The organism is Micromonospora sp. ANENR4 (assembly GCF_015354395.1).
GTDB classification, from domain to species: domain Bacteria; phylum Actinomycetota; class Actinomycetes; order Mycobacteriales; family Micromonosporaceae; genus Micromonospora; species Micromonospora aurantiaca.
In genome coordinates, this window is record NZ_JADKYQ010000016.1 from 77721 (window position 1) to 97447 (window position 19727).

General features: G+C 74.1%; 1 protein-coding gene. It reads right to left on the reverse strand.

The annotated features are described in order from the left end of the window. Positions 1 to 12: 12 nt before the first annotated feature. The gene (locus IRY44_RS25600; RefSeq protein WP_194802782.1) at positions 13 to 19722 is read right to left on the reverse strand and encodes a DUF6531 domain-containing protein; all 19710 of its coding nucleotides are present in this window, start codon (positions 19720 to 19722) and stop codon (positions 13 to 15) included. Positions 19723 to 19727: the final 5 nt, after the last annotated feature.

Below are 19727 nucleotides of genomic sequence, written 5' to 3' on the forward strand. Positions count from 1 at the left end.
GCGGGCGGCGGGTTACCGCCGGGGTACCGGCGCGGGGCGAGGTTCCGGCAGGGAACCGCCGGACGAGGTGGACACCGCCGCGTCGTACGCGAAGCGCGTCACCGACTCGCCGGTGCGCCGTTCCACCACCCGGCCGAGCAGGTCGTACGCGTAGTGCGTGACCTCGTCGGCCGCGTCGGTGTGCTCGACGAGCTGCCCGGCGGCGTCGTAGACGTACCGCTGGGTGCGGCCGTCGAAGTCGGTCTCGGACACCATCCGGCCGTTCGGGTCGTACGTGTAGCTCCACGTCGCGCCCGCCGGGTTGGTGACCCGGACCAGCCGCAGCTCGGTGTCGTACGCGTACTCGGTGCGGTTGCCCTCCTCGTCGATCTCGGCAGTGACCAGGTCGAACGCGCCGTACTCGCGGATCGTCCGGCGGCCGGTGGCGTCGACCCACTCGACCAGGTTGCCCTCGCCGTCGTAGAGGAACTCCTCGACCGAGCCGTCCGGGTTCTCCCGCCAGGCCAGGTCACCCTCCAGCGTCCAGCCGAACTCGGTGAGACCGGTGTCGTCCTGGATGCTGAACAGGCGGCCGAGCGCGTCGTAGACGTACTCCGTCTCGCCCTGACCGGTGCGCACCGCGGTGATCTGCCGGGCCGTGTCGTGCACGACGGCGGTCGGACCGACGTGGGTGGTCGTGCCCCGCCCGTCGGCGGCCGGCTGCTCGTACCGGACCACCTCACCGGAGGCGTCCACCTCGGCGATCAGCAGGCCGTCCGGGCCGAACTGGCGGTTGCGGGTGCTGCCGTCGAAGTCGGTCCAGGACACCGCGCGACCGAGTTCGTCGTACGTGGTGACGGACCGGCTGCCGTCCGGCCGGACGACAGCGACCAGCCGCCCGAGCGCGTCGTACTCGCTCGTGGTGGTGCGGCCCAGCGGGTCGGTCGTGGACCGCAGGCGGTACGCCTCGTCCCAGACGTTGCGCGTGGTCGCGCCGAGCGCGTCGGTCTCCGCGACCACCTGGAAGCGGTCGTTGAGCTCGTAGACGCGCGCCGCGCCGAGCGAGTCGGTCACCACCGTGCGGCCCGGCCGGTAGTCGAACCGGTAGCGCAGGTAGCCGCCCCTGCCGTCGGTGGCCACGCACCGCCCGGCCTCGTCGTAGGTGTACGTGTACCACTCGCCGTTGCGGTCCTCCCAGCGCACCAGCCGCCCGTCGGCGTACGTGAAGCGCTCGGGGTCACCCGAGGAGTTCGTCACCTCGATCAGGTTGAGGTCGCCGTCGTAGCCGAACTGCGACGCCGCCATCAGGTCACCGGCCGCGTTGGGCAGGGAGACCATCGTGACCAGCCCGGCGGACGAGGTGAGCGCGATGGTGGCGCCGGTGGACGACAGCAGGTGCGTCGGCGTACCCCGGCGGTCGCGGTGGATCGTCCAGCGGACGCCGCCGTCGGTGACGTCGGTGAGCAGCGACTCGGTGTCCGACGCCGCGGCGAACAGCAGGCTGCGGCCGGACGTCGGATCGGTCAGCAGCCAGCCACCGCCGACCAGCCGGCGCAGCGGCAGCGTCCGGCCGGTCTCCGGCTGCGCCACTTCGCCCTCGGCGGGCAGCGGGTAGGTGAGCAGCGAGCCGTCGGCGGCCAGGTAGCGGACCTGCTCGCCGTCGACGATGATCCGCTGGTCCAGGGTGGAGGCCCAGGCCCGGCCGAAGGACCGGCCCCACCGGTAGTCGGAGCGGTAGGTCCGCTCCAGCGTGAGCCCCGGCATGACCGCGTCCGTGTGGGTGAGGATCATCCGGCCGGTGGTGACGTCGATCGGGTCGCCCACCGTCGGCGTCTGCGCGGTGGTCTTCGCCACCGCCTCCGGCGCCACACCGGCGAACGTCTCAGTGGTCGGCGAGAAGTCCGCCATGTCGACGTCGCTGTCGGCGTCGCGGACCGAGGCCATGTCCGTGTCGGAGTCGGCGTCGCGGACCGAGGCCATGTCCGTGTCGGAGTCGGCGTCGCGGACCGAGGCCATGTCCACGTCGCTGCCGGGTGCCGGGTCGCTGGTCCGGATGACGACGACCGAGCCGTCGGGGGAGATCGACGGAAGCGTGGCGAGCCCGGGGACCTGGGCGTCCTCGAAGGTGACCCGGCCCTGCCCGTCCTTCGACACGTTGATGACGTGCCCGACGGTCCCCGGACCACCGGGCCGCAGGCCGACGATCGCGGTGGTGCCGTTCGGCATGGCGCCGAGGGCCTCCATCAGACCGCGGATGCTGCCGACCTCGTCGACACTGCGGCCCGGGTACCGCTTCATGACCTCGCCGATCTCCATCGGCTGGGTCTGCGCCGGCACCTGGGTGACCGCGCCGGTCTGCCGGTACGCGTCGACGGCCAGGGTGAGGGGCACACAGTCGACGTTGGCGGCGACGCTGCCGGCGTCCCGGTTGTCGTTGATCCGGCGCAGGTGGTCGCGGTCGACGGCGTTGAGCGTGCCCAGGTCCGCGTCCGTGGCGGCGGTGGCACCGTGCAGGTTGGCGGCCAGCACCCGCAGCGTCGACCCGTCGGTCAACGTGTACTCGTACGACAACTGGTCCCGGAACGAGTCGAGGATCCGGGCCTGCGTGTTCGGGTCGCCCTGCGCCGCCGTCAACTGGTCGGCGAGCGGCGTACGGAACGGGTCGGTGACCGGCGCGACGGCGCCCCGGACGTCGGCGGTGCCGGTCTGCGGGCCCTGGAAGCCGTACCGGGGATCGCCGTGGCGGCCGCGACGGCTGCTGCCGCCCCGGCGCTCCGGGCTGCGTGACCTGTCGCTGCGCGGCGCGACGGTCACGATCCGGGCGTTCGACGAACTCGCCGCCGGGGCCGGCGTGCCGGTGAACTCGGTCTCGGTGTAGTACGGGGCGGTGTCGGTGATCGCGTTGGGCCGCTGGCGCGGCATGATGCTCGCCACCGGGGGCCGGCTCTCGCGGGGCACGAACTCGTCGCCGGCGTATCCCGGCGCGGCCGGGGGGAACCACGACGGGATGTCGCGCCACTGGTCGGCGGCGTCCTGCCTGTGCTCGGCGTGCGCGATGTAGTCCAGCGCGATGGGCAGCGAGTTGACTTCCGACTCGTAGCCGCGGGCGTTCTCCGCGAAGCTCACGATCCGGGCGAAGTCCCGCCCGGCCTCGGACTCGATCTGGTCCAGCCGGATCTGGCCGCGCAGGTACCTGGCGATCTGGCTCGCGGTCCGCCGGCCGCCGCCGCGCTCCTCGGCGATGCGGTTGCCGAGGCCGATGTGCGTCCGCGTCACACCCCGTCGCGTGGTCGTGGTGGTGTTGTAGTAGTTCAGCGCGCCGACCAGCGGCTCGTTCTGGTGGCCGATCGCGTCCGACCGGACACCCGTGTAGGGCCGCGTGCCGATGTGCGGGAACACCGCTTCGCGGATCTCCTGGTAGCTCTGGAACGCGGCGGAGTTCGGATCCTGGAGGTCGGCCCGCGACGCCGGCGCGACGTCGTCGAACCACTGGCGGGCGTGATATCCGACGGCGCCGGCCGGGGTGGAGACCGGCGGCGGCGACGGCGTGTCGCGCATCCGGGTCTCGTACCGCAGGACCCGGCCGTGCTCGTCCAGGATGGCGACCTGCATCTGGAACGGCATGCCGTAGAGCGCGCTCGGCGGCGGCGGTGCCGCGTTCGCAGGCAGGCTGCTGGGCGTCTGGTCGGAGGGCGCGGCGAGCGCCGGTTCCACAGCGGCCAGCGGGTGCGGCGTGGTCGGAGCGGGCGTGCAACTGGTCAGGCCCAGCGGGTCGGCCACGGTCAGCGGGTCGCTCACGTACGCGGTCGGGTTCGGGCCGCCGGACAGGCCCAGCGGATCCGGGCTGACGTACCGGCCGGTGGCCGGGTCGTAGTAGCGGAACCGGTTGTAGTGCAGGCCGGTCTCGGCGTCGACGTACTGGCCGGGGAACGCAAGCGGCGTCGCGGTCCGGTCCGCGCCGCGTCCCCACAGGTCGCCCCGCGACCACCAGCGCAGCCCGCCGCCCGGCTCGACCAGGTGGGTCGGGGTGCCGATGGTGTCGGTGATCACCGCGCGGAGCGTGCCGTCGTCGGTCTGCGCGACCGGCACCGGCGCGTCCGGGCGGTAGTCCCACGTGGTCGTGGTGGTGGCGCCGGCGGCGTCGCGGTGCGTCTGCTCCAGCATGAGGTCACCGGACCAGGCGAAGGACACCTCCTCCAGCACCCGGTCGTCGTCGCCGAGGCGCTGCTTGGCGATGCGCCGGCCGAAGCCGTCGTAGCGGTAGCGCCAGCGGTCGCCGCCGGGCGTGACGGCCAGCACCATCCGGTCCTCGGCGTCCCACTCGAAGCGCCACGCGCCCGCGTCGTCGACCCGGCCGGTGAGGCGGCCCTTCGCGTCGTAGGAGAACGACGCGTCGTCGGAGCGCACGAGCATGGTGCCGGTGAACTCCCAGCGCCCGCCGCCGGCGCCGACCAGGTTGCCGGCCTCGTCGTAGTCGTACCGCTGCGGGACGTCGCCGTCGACGGCCCGGATGCGGCCGGTGTCGTCGGCGGTGAAGGACTGGTCACCGGCGAGCGAGTCGGCGATGGCGGTGACCCGGTCGGCGGCGTCGTACGTGTAGCGGCGCTCGGCGGCGTCGGCGATGTGCTGCCCGGTGAGCCGCCCGGCCGCGTCGAAGGTCTGCCGCAGCGCGACCAGGCCGCCGACGGTCCGGCCGATCTCCCGGCCGGCGTCGTCGTGGGTGAAGCCGAGCAGGTGCTCCCCGGCGGTCAGGCTCTCCGGGCGGCCGGCGGCGTCGAACGTCCACCGGCTCGACCGGCCCGACGGCGTGGTGCGCGCCGCGACCGCGCCGGAGTCGGTGTACGAGGTGTGCACCGTCCGGCCGTTGATCGTCTCGGACAGCACCCGGCCCTCGGCGTCGCGGGTGAACCGCACCTGCGCGTCCGGGCTGAGCACGGCTGCCACGTGGCCGTCGGCGTCGTACTCGACGCGGGTGACGGCGTCACCGACCCGGCGTTCGACGACCCGGCCCAGCGCGTCCCAGCGGTAGCGGGTGACGGTGTCGGCGGCGTCGGTGTGCGCGACCAGCCGGCCCGCCTCGTCGTGCTCGTAGCGTTGGGTACGGCCGTCGAAGTCGGTCTGCCCGCACAGGCGGCCGGCCGCGTCGTACTCGTACCGCCACGTCCGGCCCGCCGGGTTCGTCACCCCGATGAGCCGTAGTTCCGTGTCGTACGTGAACTCGGTGCGGTTCCCCGCCTGATCCACCCGTGCCGTGGGCAGATCGAAGGGGCCGTACTCGAAGCTCACCGCCCTTCCTGATGCGTCGATGACGTCCACCAGATTCCCTTCACCGTCGTAGAACCACCGTTGCGTGGAGCCGTCCGGGCGGACCCGCCACGCGAGATCCCCCTCGGCGGTCCAGCCGTACGTCGTGACCGCGCCGTCCGGGTCCCGGGTCGCCCGGACCCGTCCGAGCGCGTCGAACTCGATGTCGTCCGCGTGTGCGGGCGGGCGCGGCGGGACCGGGTGGGTCGAGCCGTCCGGGAGCGTGAGCGTGCGCGCGTCGTGGTCTAGCCGGGTGACGCGACCGAGCGGGTCCGTGCGCGACAGCAGCCGGTGCGCCGCGCCCCACTCCTGCCGGACCGTGGCGCCCAGCGGGTCGACGATCGCGGTGACCAGCCGGCGCTCGTCGAACTCGTACCGGGTCACCCGGCCCAGCGAGTTCGTCACGTGCGTGACGCCGTCGCCGTAGCGCAGCGAGTAGCGCAGGACGTCACCGCCGCCGCCGGCCCGGACGCAGCGGCCCGCCTCGTCGTAGTGGTATCCGAACCACTCGCCGTTGCGGTCCTGCCAGCGCACGAGCCGGCCCGCCTCGTCGTAGCGCAGCCGCGTCTCGTGACCGGAGGAGTTGCGGACCTCGACCAGGCGCCGCCGCTCGTCGTACCCGAAGGCGGGGAGGTGGACCGTGTCGCCCGCGGCGCGGACGTGCGCGCCGACGACCAGGCCGCCGGCCAGGTGCGGCACCACCACGAGGCCGGACGCGGAGAGCAGCAGTTCGGGCGTGCCGTCGCCGGAGCGTTCGATCCGCCACCCGGTGCGGTCGGTCACCACGTCGGTGAGCCAGGAGTCGCCGTGCGCGTCGGCGGGCGCGAACAGCAGCGACCGGCCCGGCTCGGTGAGCAGCCAGCCGCCGCCGGCCAGCCGGCGCAGCGGCCCGCCCGGTCCGGCGACCGGCAGCGCCTCGTCGCCCTCGGCCGGTATCGGGTACGTGTGGATCGAGCCGTCGGCGGCCAGGAACCGCGCGTACGTGTCGTCGGTGACGACGCGCTGGTCCAGCGTGGACGCCCAGGTCGGGCCGAAGCAGCGGCCCCAGAGGTAGTCGGAGCGGTGGGTCCGTTCCAGGGTGAGCCCCGGCAGGCGGGCGTCGACCTCGGTGTAGAGGACCCGGCCGGTGGTGACGTCGACCGGATCGCCGACCACGGGGGCCTGCGCGGTGGGCGTCGCCACCTCGGCGGCGCGCACGTCCACCGGCGGGGCCGGGGCCGGTGGTGGCGGGGCCACCTCGGCCTCGTGCGCACGGTAGGCGTCCCACCAGGCGTTCTCGGCGTCCGTCAGGGCCAGCTCGGCAGCGGCGACGGCATCCGGGTCCGCGTCGGCCCGGGAGGTCAGCCCGTCCAGGCGGGCCGCCGCGGCGGACAGCTTCTTCGCCGCGTCGGCGACGGCGAGCGCCGACGTACGCAGACCCGGAGGGAGATCCCGGCCGGTGACGTCCCGGGCCGCCGCCTCGTCCAGCCGGACCACGAAGCCGCCGGGCACTCTGACCTCCGTGCCGGCCCGGTGCCTGCCGGCCGCGTCGCGGGAACGCGCGACGAAACGGAACTCGACGTCGTACTCGACAGCCGCGGTGAGCTTGTCGTCCGGGTCGGCGCGCCGGGCCGGCTTGCCGGTCGCGCTGACCGAGACCTTGCCCTCGTCCTTCACCTGGGCGCCCGGGTCGGTCCGGTAGAGCTGCTGCTCGACCAGCGTGGCCGCGTTGACGGCGGCGAACTCCTGCCGCTCGCCCACAGCGCTCGCACCGCCCGGATGGCCGACGCCGCCGACGACGAGCGGCCCGGCCGTCTTCAGCGCGAACGAACGGCCCGCGGTCTGCTCGTACTCGGTGTCCGCGGCGCGTTTCGCCGAGCCGCCGATCTTCACCGTGGCGTCCGCGCGCAGGAGCTTCGGGCGGGCCACCAGGCGGGCGTCGAGGAACAGGTCGCGGCCCGGTCCGGCCGGCATCGGCAGCGGGTACGCGCCGTTCAGCATCGCCGGCAGCGCCTTGATCCGGCTCACCGTCAGCGTGTCGCGCAGGGCCGCGTCGACGTCCCGGCCGGGTGCGGCGCCGGAGGCGACGAGCGCCTGCCGCGCCGCGTCGTGCAGGTCGGACAGGTCGACGAGGACGTCCTCGACGGCGTACCGGCCCGGCTCGGGCAGCCGGTCGAACCCGGCCTCCTCGCGCCACCGCCGCCGGCCCTCGTCGGTGGTCTGCCCGGCAGCGACCGGTCTGACCGGGCCCGACGTGGCCAGCTCCCGGCCCTCGGTCGCCGAGTACGTGGTGACGTCGTGGACCGCGTGGACCGACACGCCGCCCTCGGGCAGCCCGCGCCCGGTGACAGTGACGGTGAGGCGGACCGGCCCGCGGTACGTGGGCACCGGGCCGGAGACGGTCAGCGACTGCTCGTACGTGCGGGCGGTGCGCTCGATCGCCTTGGTGGCCCGGTTGCCGACGGCGGCGGTGCCGGTCAGGCCGGCGGCGACGGTGCCGGAGGCCGGGCCGTGCCCGGTGGTGCGGGTGGCGTCGTCCTGGACCCGGTCGGTCTCGGTGCCCTGTGCCCGCCCCGTCAGCGTGACCTGCGCCGCCGTCTGCGAGGTGGTACGGGTATGCGCCTCGCCGACCACCGTGCGGTCGGTGACGGACAGATCGTCGACCAGGTCGATGCCGGTGAAGCTCGGCTCGCCGACCGGCTCGGCGGTGAGCGTGACGTGGTACGTGGCACCCCGGAACCGCCGCTCCAGCCGTACCGTCCCGCTCCGGCCGCCGTTCAGGGCGTCGGCCAGGTGCAGGTGGGCGGCGCCGAGGAAGCCGGTGCTGCCGAGCCCTCGGATCGGGTCGTCCGGGCCGCGGTCCCGGGTGGGCGGCAGGATCGCCCGGGCGAGTTCCTCGCTCGACGCGCGGGCCAGGGCACGCCGCAGGTGCGGGATACGGCCGGTGAGGTCGACGTGGGTGGTGACGCCGCCGATGCCGAGGGACCGTGCCGGTCCGGGCCGGAACTCCGGTTGTGCCGCGTGGGCCGGTGCGCCGGGTTCGGCGGCGTCCTCGTTCTGCCGCTGCTGCGCCTCGCGCACCAGGTCGCGTTCCCGCTGCTGGTGCTCGGCCTGCTCGGCGCGCTCCTGATCCTGCTTCGCCAGCAGCGCGGCCATGTCCGCGTCGTGCTGCGCGGCCAGCTCGTCGCGTTCGTGCTGGTGGGCGGGGCCGGCGTCCGGGCTGACGTGCTGCCGCCGCAGCAGGCTCGCCAGTTCCGTGGCCTGTTCGCTCCTGAGCCGGGCGACCTGCTCGCGCTGGCCGGCGCGGAGCGTCTCGGTGTTCTCGGCGTGCCGCAGGTGCAGCCGCACGTCGGCGGTGCCGTGCCGGCGGGCACGGTCGCGGTCCTGGAGTCGCTTCAGCTCCGCCGGGGTCATCCGCATGACGACCGCGCCGGGCAGGGTGAGCCGCCGGCCGGCCCGCCGGGCCGGTGTGCCGGGCCAGCGGCCCAGCGGACGCAGGTTGCTGTCGTGGCGGGCTTCGGCGACCACCTCGGCCTCGACGTCCACCCGTACCAGCAGCTCACGTTCGGCCCGGCCGCCGCCGAGGCGCAGCTTGGAGACCCCGGAGGCGCTGCGCTCGCTGATCCGGCCCCACGCCCGCCGCCACGGCGTGACGGACAGGATGACCGCGCCGCCGGACCGGCCGGTGCTGCCGCCGTGGTCGGCGACCGGCCCGCTGCCCGACGCGACGCCGGTCGCGGAGACGCTCAGTTCGACCGCGCGCGCGTGAGTGGTCTTGCGGGCGGTGCCGCTGGCGAAGGTCCGCTTGACGCGGGCGAACTCGGCGCCGTCGAGCACCGTCGGGTTGGTCGGGCGCAGCCGTACCCGCACGTCGGCGCGGGCGTCGGCGGCCCGGCGGCCGTGCCACAGGTTGCTCAGCGCCAGCGGGCGGCTGAACAGCTCGGCGTCACCGGTGAGGCGCTCGGGTGACAGCTCGTCGGCGATCACCGTGGAGATCAGGCCGTCCTCGGCGACGTAGATGTCGTCCCGGGCGGCCTCGCGCAGCGTCTCGGCCACTGCCTCCTGCAACCGGTCGGCGCCGACGAACGACTCCACCCGGCGTCCGTCGAGGTCGTGCGGCCCGCCGGTCATCCGGCTCAGCGGCGGCGGGTACGCCATGCTCTCCACGTCGCGGGGGACCGGGCTGGGCTCGGCGTCCGGGCGCTGCCGGGACACGCGCGTCTCCGGCACGAGCATGCGCACGTCGAGGCGGTCCGTCCGGGGCCGGGTCTCGGACGCGGCGACGACGGCGGGCACCCCCCGGCCGTACGCCCCGAACGACAGCTGCCGTCCCGCCTGGTTGACCCGCACCGTGGACCGGGTGCTGACGGTGAGATCGAGGGTGGCGGCGAACTCGCGCAGCCGTACCTCAGCCGGTTTGCCCTCGTCGTCGAGCGCCGGTCCGTGGTCGCTCTCGGTGGACTGCCCGCCGGTGACGGCGCTCTCGTCGGTGGTGCCCCAGCTGAACGCGGCGCGCGGGCCGCCGAGCAGCGTCGACGCGGCCTGACCGAGCGGGCCCAGGACGCGGGGTTCCAGGCTCAGCTCGACCGACCGGCTGTCGTCGCGGGCGCTGGTCACCGTCGACCTGGCGGTGCGCTTGTCGGCGGTGCCGATCTTGTCGTGGCCGAGCAGGTCGCCGTCGGACACGTCGCGGAGGCTGCCCTGGACGGTCACCACTGTGACGTGGTCGTGGAACGTGCCGGTGCGGATCAGCGGGATCTTCAGCCCGGGGCCGACGATCCGGTCCGCCAGGTGGCGCAACTGGTCTGGGGAGAGCTGGGTCCGCAGGTCCGTGCCCCGGTTCAGCGCGGCCTGGATCTCGGGGGTCAGCCCGTCGGCGAGCTGCGCGTCGCCGAAGTGCCGCAGCATCTCGTCGCGGGTGGCCAGGCGGAACCGGTCGTGGCCGGGCACCGACCGAACCGCGTCGGCGACCGTCTCGTACAGGCCCCGGTCGCCGACCCGGGTCAGGTACGCGCCGCCGAACGACTCGCCCCGCTCGATGCGTGCCGGTGCGAAGTGGGTCCGGTCGGCGCCGTGCCGTCCGCGCCACTCCCGGCCGTCGGGGTCGAGGGCGGTGCCGGGCAGCCGGTCGCCGGTGGTCCACTGGAGCGCGTCGACGGAACCGGACAGCATCCGCGGCGCGCGGCCCAGGACGCGCACCTGGACGCCGTACTCGACCCGGTAGCGGACGCCCGGCGCGGTGCCGGTCACCGTCTGCTTGCCGCCGGTCCGCTCGGCGATCGTCCGGGTGGCGCCACGCTCCCGGCCGCCGCCGATCCGCGGCCCGACGATCAGGCTCAGCGGCGCGGTGTCCACACCCGCGCCGACGAGGCCCCACAGGCCGAACGGCCGCTTGGTGGCGGCGGCGCTGGTGCTCTCGGCGCCGAGCGCGGACGTGTCGACGTGCGTGAGCCCGTCGACCCGCTCCACCTCCTCGACGCGCCGGGCGACCAGGCGGACCTCGACCTGCCGGGCGCGGCCCGGGAAGAACCGCCGCCAGCCGCGGCGCGCGGCGCGCGGCAGCGAACCCGACCGCACCCAGCCGTCGTGGACGTTCGCCGGATCGGTGACCACCATCGTGGGCAGGCTGCCGGAGAACGCCGCGTCGCTGAGCAGCTTCTGCATCACCGGGCGGCCGGGTGCGCCGATCCGCACGAGGTCGGCCATGCCGTCCTCGGCGAGGATCGCCTCCACCTGGTCGAAGAACGTGGCGCCGGGATCGGCCGGCCGGGTCCGGACGCTCTCCACCCCGAACCGGCCCGGCACCGGCGCGTCGAGCGCACGGTCCGCGGCGGCCGGCGCTGTCGCGTCCGCCGTCCGCAACCCCGTGTGTACGGCGAGAGCGACGGTGCCCGACGTCTCGACCGGGTCGACGGCGGGACGGCCGGGCCGCACGAGCCTGGCGACGAACCGGATCGGCACCGTCACCTCGGTCAGCCCGGTGACCTTGACCGTGGTGGTGGACGTGTAGGTGTCCTTGCGGTCGGCGGAGTGCTCGGTGACCGGTGCCGTCGGCACCGAGCCGCCGACGCCGACGACGACACCGGGCATCGCGGTGACTGTCACCTTCGGCTCGACCCGCCGGTCCCGGTTGTGGCGCAGCTTGTGGGTGAGGTTCTCCCGGTTCTTGGCGGTGACCTTGCGCGGGTCGTCGTGGGCCCGGTCCACTGTGAGCGCGTCCCAGTCGAGGACGGCGGTGACCCGCAGCTCCGCCGGGCGCCCGTCGATCGTCACCGGGTACGGGCGGCCCTCGCCGAGGAACTGGTCCACGTCGTCGCGGCTGTCCGCCTCCACGGTGGCGACCACGTCGTCGGACAGGCCGGGGTCGAGGGTCCGCAGCGCCGCGCCGAGCGTCGCGTTCTCGGTGGCGCGCAACTGTTCGGCGAGGCCGAGGGTGCGGCTGTCCCGCAGATACGACGGCAGGCCCCGGCGTACCGCGTCGGGCGACGGCAGCGGCGCAGTGGTCCCGGTGGCCGACGACGTGCCGGTCCCACCCTCTGTGGTCTCCCGGGCGGCGGTCTCCTCCGCGGTGGTCTCTCGTGCGCTGTCCCTCTCGGCGCTGGTGCCCTCCGCGGTGGTGGTCTCGGCCGCGGTGCTGTCCTCGTCGGCCGACCGGGTGGCCGGGGTGTCGGTCGGCGGGTTCGCCGGGTCGTCGGGCGTGCCGGGGCCGTCGTCGCTGTCGTGGACGCCGCTGCTCTCATCGCCGTCGCGGACGCCGTCGCCGTCGTGCTCGCCGAGGCCGGCGAAGCCGCCGAAGTCGTCGTCGCCGAACAGGTCGAAGCCGCCGGAGTCGCTGCCGTCGTCGGATTCGTTGTCGTCGTCGGTATCGCTCGTCGAGGTCGTCGACGCCGGCACGTGGGGCGCGTAGGTGACGTGGCCCGCCGGGTCGATCGTGCGGACCAGTTCCAGCCGGCCCCGCGGCTTGGCGCCGACCACCGGGTGGTCGCGCGGCGGCCCGCCCTGGTCGTCGTACACGATCAGGTGCACCTGGGTGCCGCGGGCGGCGGCGAACTCGACCACGTCGTGCGCGTTGGCGATGCGCTGCCGCTCGGCGTCGTCGATCGGCGTGTCGCGGCGTTGCGGTCCGGGGTCGGGGGCGAGCACGGCCCGGACGAAATGGCCGTTGTCGTACGGGTTGCGCTGCCGCATCGCCGCGGCCTCGTCGAGGCTCATCGTGTCCCGGCCGGCGTGCAGTGTGCTCGTCCGCAGGGCGTCCGCGTCGCTCCCGGGCAGGCCGCCGGCGATCGCGTCGTAGAGGGACCCCGGTTGCCGGCCGAGCCCGCCACGGTCGGCGACGGCGGTGGCGGCGGCGAACTCCTGCTGGATGGTTCCGGGGTCGTTCGACGTCGCGACGAGGTGCGCGGCGACGAGGCGCTGGCTGTTCGGCAGGCCGACGGTCCGGGCCGGCCGCGCCGGGTCCAGGTCGGGATCGACCTCGGGCGGGACGTCCGGCGCCGGGGCGGTGTCCGGCGCCGGCAGCGAGACGGCGGTGACGTACCTGTTATGTGGTTGCGCGCCGAGCTGCCGCAGCTGCTGCGGCGTGAGCGTCTGCTGCCACGTCCACGACGGGCCGGGCACCAGGTCGGTGGGCGCGGCGAACGGCTTCGGGGCGGCGACGGCGGGCTTGCGCAGTTCGGCCCGGTACTCCTTGAAGCCGGTGCCCTCGGTGTAGAACAGCTGCCGGTTGACGTTCGTCGGCACGGCGTGCGACTGCGGCAGGAAGTTGCCGACTGCGAAGTCGGCCGCGAGCCGGGACAGGTCGGTGGGCGTGGCGGCGCCCACGAAGTCCGTCATGAACGCCAGGTCCCGGTCGGGATGCCTGTTGTTCTGCGACTCGACCTGGACGTCGACGGCGAGGACGTCCGCGGGGAGGCCGGCCGGTGTCGCCGCGCCGTGGGCGACGGCCAGCTCCTCGCCGTACGCCTGGTGCAGGCTCTCGGCCAGCAGGAGGAACTCCGCGCCCGCGTCGCCGAACCGGACCTCGGGCCGGCCCAGGGTGAGCAGGCCGTCGACGAACAGGTTCGGCTCCGGCGAGTACGGCAGCATCGGGTGGACCCTCGCCTGCCGGTCCCGGGAGCGCATGTCCTCGTCCACGGCTGTGGTGAAGTCCCGGACGAACGCGTCCCGGCCCGCCTGCGTGTCGAGCTTGGCGAGGCCGTTGCGCACGGCGGCCAGCTTCTGCTGCTCGGTCGTGCGTTCGCTGCCCGCAGGGAGGTCGTCCATCCTCGCCTGGTGGTCGCGTGCGCGTCGCTCCAGCCGCTCCCGGGTACGCCGGACCAGCTCCGCGGTGTCGCCGACACGGTAACCGCCGGAGATCATCAAAGGGCGGGCCGGTGGCTCGTCCTGCGGTCCGGCCGACTCCGGGTCGAAACGGGTCCGGCGGTCGATGCGGTCGAACACGTGGGTGCCGTCGGCCGTCGTCCGTGCACCCCTGTCGAAGTCCTGGATCGACACGTACGGGTAGCGCCGGGCGTCGCCGTCGGGGCCGCCCTGGGCGAGTCCCTGGATCGCGGCGACCGTGTCGGGGTCGCGGAGCACCTGGTTGCGGGTGCGGCCGTACGGGAACTTGTCGTTCTTCGTCCCGACCGCGTAGCCGTTGACAGCCACCGGCACGTCGAGGTCCTCGGCGAGCCGGGCGGCCCGGGCGACCGCGTCCCGGAAGGCGAGGTCGGGCACCTCGGCGGTGGTGTTGACGCCGAAGACGAACGCGACTGTGGTGCCCGGGGCGAGCCCTTCGGTGACGGCGCGGACCACCTCGGGGATCTGGTCGACGTCGTCGGCGGGCAGCATCGAGTTGACGACGAACCCGATGGGCGCGCCGTCGTCCTTGAGGTCGGCCGTCTCCTGCCGGTAGTTGCCCGGGCCGACGTCGCGGGTGTGCCGGGTCAGCTCGTCGAACCGCGCGTTGCGGCCGCCGGGCACCCGTACGGGCTGGAAGCGGACCGGCCGCGCGCGGGGCGGCAACCCGCCACGGTCGGGCGAGAGCACGTCGCGCTGCTGACCGGCGATCCGGTGGACGTTGCGCGCCAGCAACAGTGGATCGTTGCCGGGCTGCCGCGTGGTGGTCGCCATCAGCGAGTTGTCGCCCTTGACGAAGGTGCCGTCCAGGGCGCGGTCCGCCACCGAGTACTCGTCGCGCAGACCGAGGAAGTGCCCGATCTCGTGCGCGAGGTCGAGGTCGGAGGAGTGCGTCGACCAGGCGGTCTGGGTGGTCGGTGCCGGGGTGCCGTGCAGCGCCACGACGGCGTGCGCCTCGCCCGGCCGGGTCACGAACTCCACTGTGACGTTGAGCTGATCGGCGCCGATCCGGAAGCCCTGGTTGTAGATCGCGTCGACCGCGTCGCGTACCCGGGTCTCCACGTCCGGCCGGGCATCCGCCGCCGCGTCGTCCCGGGCGTCCAGGAAGACCTTGACCGTGAAGTCCTGCACGTTGCGGTCGCCGAGGTCCAGCACCCGATGGTCGTACGCGATGCGGTTGTCGACCGCGTCGAGGCGCGGGCGGGGCCGGTCGCCCGCCGGAACGGTCAGGCCGGCCTGCTCGTACGAGCGCGCGACCACGTCGGGCACGCGGGTGTCGGGATGGAGCCCGCGGTCGATGACGTCGTACGCGCTGGTGTTCGCGATCCGCCGCGGCGCGGTGTCGTGCTGTTCGGCGCGGGCCTGGGCGATCTCGTCGCGGGTCTTGGGCGTGGGGAACCGGTCCGGCAGGACTCCCGGGACGCGCAGGGTGTTGTCGGCCGGGGGAGCGCCGGGCGCGGCGTCGGTGCGCGGGCGGGCGTCCGGGGCCAGCGGCAGGCCGGTGACCGTGGCGAGGGCCTGGTCGACCTGGTCGGAGCCGGTCTGGCCGAGGGCGTCCCGCCACCCGTCGAAGTACGTGCGGACACCGCCGTCGTCGTCCTGGACGAAGTCCCGCACCGTCGCGGGATCACCGCCGCTGCGCAGGTACTCCGACGCGTTCACGAGCAGGTCGTGGCCGTCCTGGGGGAACGACGCGGGCTCGTGATCCCACGGCCGGGTGTCACCCGCGGACCCGGTCGCGGAGAGCGTGGGCTTGCCCGCCGTGAGCGCTTCCTGCCACGTGTTCGCGCCCTCGGTGACCACGAGCGTGGCGCGGTTCTGGAGCCCGGCCATCTGTTCAGGTGTGACGCGGGGCAGCGCGGCGACGTGGACGCCGGCATTGCTCGTGGTGAGGGCTCGCTTGTCGTTGCCGAGGACCAGGACGACGGTCTTCCGGTCGGGCCGGGCCGCGGCGGCCAGCCGGTCGACGACCTCCTGGTGCGGGGGCGTGTCAGGCGTGTCGCCGTAGTAGACGAGCACCACGTCGGTGGCGTGGTCGTCGACCACTGCCGCGAGGTCGTCGGCTCCGGGAATGCCGGTGGCGGTGATGACGTCCCGGGCGGGCGGCGGATCGGCGGGCGGCGGGCGGCGGTAGGCCGGGACCCCGGTCGAGGCCCGGTCGAGATCCGTGATCGTCCCGTCGGCGCTGCGGACCTGCCGGGGGAACTGGTCCCACAGGAACGGCTGGAGCGTGACGACGTCGTGGTCCCGGCCGCCGGCGGCGTCGCGCAGCGGACCGGCCCACGCCTGCTGGAACCACTCCTGCTTCTGCTCCGCGGTCCACTCCGAGCCGCCGTCGTTCTTCGGTACGTCGACGGCCGGAAGCACGGTCAGCACGTCGCCCTCGGGGAGCAGGCTGGTGGCGAGCTCGTCCATGCGCAGGCTCTGGGTGTTGCCCTGCTCGCGGATCTTCTTCTCCCGGAACTCCTTCTGCCGGTCCACCTGCCAGGCTTTGGCCCGTGGCGCGCCGGGCCAGTCCGTCGTCTTCCAGGCCTCCTCCCGCGTGCCCTGCGGCCCCTGCGGTCGCATGACGACGTCCATCCCGCCGCGGTGGCCGGTCCACTCCCGGTGGAACAGGTCGTACGAGCCCGCCGGGGTCTCGAACTCCTGCTGCCGGCCGAGCTGCTCGGCGTAGTAGGGCGTCTTGTTGCCGGGATAGGTCAACACGACCGTGCCTCGGTAGCCGGTGGCGGCCAGCCCGTCGAGCATCGCGACCGTCGCGGCCTGGTGGCCCAGACCGGGCGACCCCTGATCCACGACGTGCACGACGCCGTACTTCTCGTTCAGCCTCTGGCCGACCGGGGTGGGCGAGGGCCTCGGGTCGCGGTGCCGCAGCGTGGCGGGTGAGAGGTCCGTCGGGGTCAGGTCGACGGCCTGGGTCGTGGGACCGGCCGACGGCGGTGGCGCCACGCCGGGTGGTGGCGGCATGCCCGGCGGTGGTGGTGGTGGGAGCATGCCCGTCATGCCGGGCGGTGGTGGCGGTGGTGGCGGCATGCTCGTCATGCCGGGCGGTGGTGGCGGGGCCGGGGCCGGGGCGCGGGACGGAATCTGCGGGTTCGGACGCGGGTCCGGCGTCCGGTCGTGCGACGTCCGCGGGGACGGCAGGTCGCGTACCGGGCCGGCGGTCAGCGCGGCGTCGTGGATCGTCGCCAGATCCTGCGGGGTGAGATAGTCCGTCGGCCCGGTCGAGGTGGCCGCCTGCTGCGACGACGTCGGCAGCGTGTCGACCTCGACACCCATGACCCCCGGCCGGTTCACTGTGGTGAACAGGTGCTCGGGGGCCTGGTGACCCTCCTTGGCGCCGAGGTAGTGCATCACCTCGTGCACCATCACCGGGAGGCGGTCCCCGGTGTTCCACAGGTGCTGGTCGGTGCTCACCCCGGTCTCCGAGGTCACCTCGACCGGCGGGTTGCGGCGTGGATCCGCCTGCCAGTCGCGGGTCATGCCGTCGCGCCACGGCGGCGTGTCGACGACCAGGTCGATGTGCAGCAGCCGGCCGTCGGGCAGCGTGTACCGGCCGTTGACCATCTCGTCGACGGTGCGCTGCACCGCCGCCGCGAAGTCCCGCAACTCCCGGGGGGACATCCGGTCGTTCCTCGAGACCAGATCCAGGTGTACGTCGAACGACCGGTAGTCCCTGCCGTCGGCGGTGAACTCCCGGGTGGTGAAGTCGATCGTCGTGATCTCGCCACGCAGCAGGTGCGTGCCGGGGACGACGGTGTCCTTCCAGGGCACGTACCGTTCGGTGCGCAGCCGTTTCGGCTCCGCGCCCGCCTTGGCCTGCCGGAACTGCGGGCTCGGCTCGGCCCGGGTATGTGCGGAAGGGTCCGCGACGGCGAGCGGCGGCGCCTGCACACCTCGCGACCCGTCCGGCGTCGATTCGGCGGTGTCGTCCCGCGCGGCCGTCGGTCCGTCCGGCGTCGGCGCGGTGTCGACGGCTCCCGCGACCGCCTGCTCCAGTGGGGACGGCGTGCCGACACTCGGATCGACGGCCGGGGAGGTGACCACGGCCGGAGCGTCGACCGAGATGCCGTCGACGGGCGCCATCGGTGGTGGGGGTGCGGCGCCGACGACGTCGCGTGCGGGAGCGATCGGCTGGCCGCTGGTGGCCGAACCCGACGACGGCGTACCGGTGGTCGATGTGCTCGTGGTCGACGTGCTCGTAGACGGCATGCCGGTGCCGGCACTCGGTGTGCCGGTGCTCGGTGTGGCCGTGCCCGGCGTGGTGGTTGTCGGTGTGCCTGCGCTCGGCGTGGCGGTGGACGGTGCGGGACCGGCCGGGACGGCCACCGGGTCGGCAGTGGTGGCGGGCGAGGTCACGGGTGCCGGGGTGTCGACACCGGCTGTTCCGCCGCTCGACGTTGGAGTGTCGAACCCGGGGAGCCCGCCGCCGTAGGGCGCGGCGACGTCGGCGCCTGCCGCCGGGATGCCGGTCGCGGGCGTACCGGTGCCGGCGCTCGCCGGGTTGCCGCCCGGCGTACCCGTCGAATCGGCGCGCGGGGCCTCGCCGCCTGCGGCCGGGCCTGGCCCGGTGGCGACACCGCCGACCGCACGTGGGTCGGCGCCGACGCCCGGCCCGGCTGTGCCGGGCCCGCTCGTCGTCTGACCTCCGACGCCGTCGGGGCTCGTGCTGCCGTTGGGTACGCCCGCCTGCGACCCGTCGCGGACCTGACCACCGGCGGTCTGACCATCCGCGGCTGGACCTCCCGCGGTCTGACCTCCTGCGGTTGAACCTCCTGCGGTTGAACCTCCTGCGGTTGAACCTCCTGCGGTTGAACCTCCTGCGGTTGAACCTCCCGCGGTTGGACCTCCCGCGGTTGGACCTCCCGCGTTCTGAGCGCCAGCGGTTTGACCGCCGGGAGTCTGAGCGCCCGCGGTCTGGCCCCCGGGAGGCTGGCTGCCCGTGGTGGTGTTTCCGGCGCTGCCCTGACCGGTGCCCTGGTTGCCCGGACCTTGGTCCCCAGAGCCCTGATGCGCAGGCCCCTGCCCCCCGGTCTCGCCTGGGCCGGACCCCTGACCGGAACTGCCTCCGGCAGCCGGGCCGCCCGAGGGCTGCGGACCCGGGCCGCCGCCCTGACCGCCGCCCGGGCCGGCGGAGGAGCCGACGGGTGGGGGAACTGGTGGTCCGTCCACGGACGTGGGCGGAGGCGTGGGCGCGGTGGTCGTGAGGTTGTTCGTCTCGATCGTCGGCGGTGGCGCACCGGCACCGGCACCCGGGCCGTAGCTCTGGCCGACCACTGTGGCGTAGTGGTGAGCCATCCCGCCGATCATCGACGAGCTCATGGTGGCCCACGGGTTGAAGCCGCCGCCGCCGACCATCATGGTGAACAGGCCCTCGAACAGCGTCTCGGCGAGCGCCGACAGCCCTTCCCGCGACAGCACGTTGTTGTTGATCTTCGGGAAGAACTTGCCGCCGATCATCTGCACGCCGCTGACGCCGGCCCCGATGAAGGCGCCGCCGGCGAACGCGATCGCCAGGTCCTTGTAGTCGAGGGACTTGCGGTTGCCCTCGATGATCTGCGTGACCTGGGCGGCGGCGCTCTGCCAGAGTTCCTCCAGGCCCTCCTGGAACGCCTCCCAGGCCAGCCGCATCAGCATGTTCCGTAGCCGCTGGCGGAACAGGCTGATCAACGCTCCGACGATCTCCTGACCGATCTTGATCAGTGCCGGCACCGCCGCCGCGCCGAAGCCCGAGGCCAGCGCGATGGCGATCTCGACGACCTGCGTGAAGGCCGCGATGACGATGTTGTACTGGGTGTTCTCCGAGTCCAGCGCGAAGTTGTAGGCCGAGCCGCCCAGCGCCAGCGCGATGTTGCCGCCGGCCGGCACGTTCTTGGTGATCCCGACCTGGTACTGCTGGAACGCGTCCATCGCCGGGCCGGACAGGCTCCCGGCCAGCCCGTAGCCGAGGTTGGCGGTCGCGCCCATCCCGTTGAGGATGGTGCTGCTGAGCGCGTACAGCTCGTCGCCCATGGCCCGCAGGGCGGCGGGGTCGGCCTTCGGATACTCCTCGCCGACGGCGACGAGGATCAGGTCGTACGCCCACTGCCACTGCGGGTCGTTGGGGATGTGGAAGTCGGGCATGTCCT